We start from the raw sequence: 1011 nt of genomic DNA, 5'->3' as shown, positions 1-1011 counted from the left end.
GCTTCGCCCTGGGAGCAGCACAAGACCGAGTTGCGCGAGGCCATGGTGCGGGAAGCTGCGACCCGCTTCGGCGTGCCGTTCGTGTTCGTGAATCTGGTCGGTGGCAATGACGAACTGGTCTTCGACGGAACCAGTTTCGTGGTCGACGCAGAAGGCCGTGTCACCCAGCGTCTGAAACGTTTCGAATCGGATTTTGCGATCGTCGAGCCCTTTGCGAAGGGACGCACTCCGGCCGCGCCGGTCGAAGAAGACATCGAACTGCTCGAGCGCTCGCTCGTGCTGGGCATTCGCGACTACCTGCACAAGCTGGGCATGCGCTCGGCGGTGATCGGACTTTCGGGTGGTATCGACTCGGCGGTCACCGCGCATCTGGCGGCCAGGGCCCTCGGTCCAGAGAATGTGTTTGGCGTTCTCATGCCCGGTCCGTTCTCGTCGGAACACAGCGTGAGCGACGCGGAAGCTCTGGCCGAGAACCTGGGCATCCAGCAGCGCATTGTGCGCATCGACTCCATCTACAAGGACTACCTGGAGCAGTTCGCGCATCTCTTTGGTCCCGAGGAAAGCTACGGGCTGACCCAGGAGAACATCCAGGCGCGCATCCGCGGCTCCCTGCTCATGGCGGTGAGCAATCACGAAGGTTGCATCGTGCTGGCCACGGGAAACAAGAGCGAGCTATCGGTGGGCTACACGACACTGTACGGTGATCTGGTCGGTGGGCTGGCCGTGATTGGTGATGTGCTCAAGCGCGACGTGTATCGACTGGCGCGTCACGCCAATCGCGACGGCGAACGCATTCCCGTCAATACGATCGAAAAGCCGCCCTCGGCCGAACTCGCGCCCGATCAGCAGGACACCGATTCGCTACCGGCTTACGACGTGCTCGATCAGATCCTGGAGCAGGCGATCGAGCAGGGCTTGCCCGCCGCCGACATCGTCCCGCCCGCCGGGACCACAAGCGAGACGGTGGACTGGGTGCTGCGACAGGTCGACCGCAACGAATACAAGCGCCGC

1 protein-coding gene is annotated in these 1011 nt (G+C 63.0%); it reads left to right on the top strand.

What is annotated here, in order from left to right:
• The coding region (gene nadE, locus GY725_20395) for an NAD(+) synthase (protein ID MCP4006545.1) at positions 1-1011 on the top strand (1011 nt) is incomplete at both ends.

Source organism: bacterium (assembly GCA_024226335.1).
In the GTDB taxonomy this organism is placed as follows: Bacteria; Myxococcota_A; UBA9160; order SZUA-336; family SZUA-336; genus JAAELY01.
The sequence above is the reverse complement of the archived record's forward strand: the minus strand, read 5'-3'. Positions and strand labels throughout refer to the sequence as shown.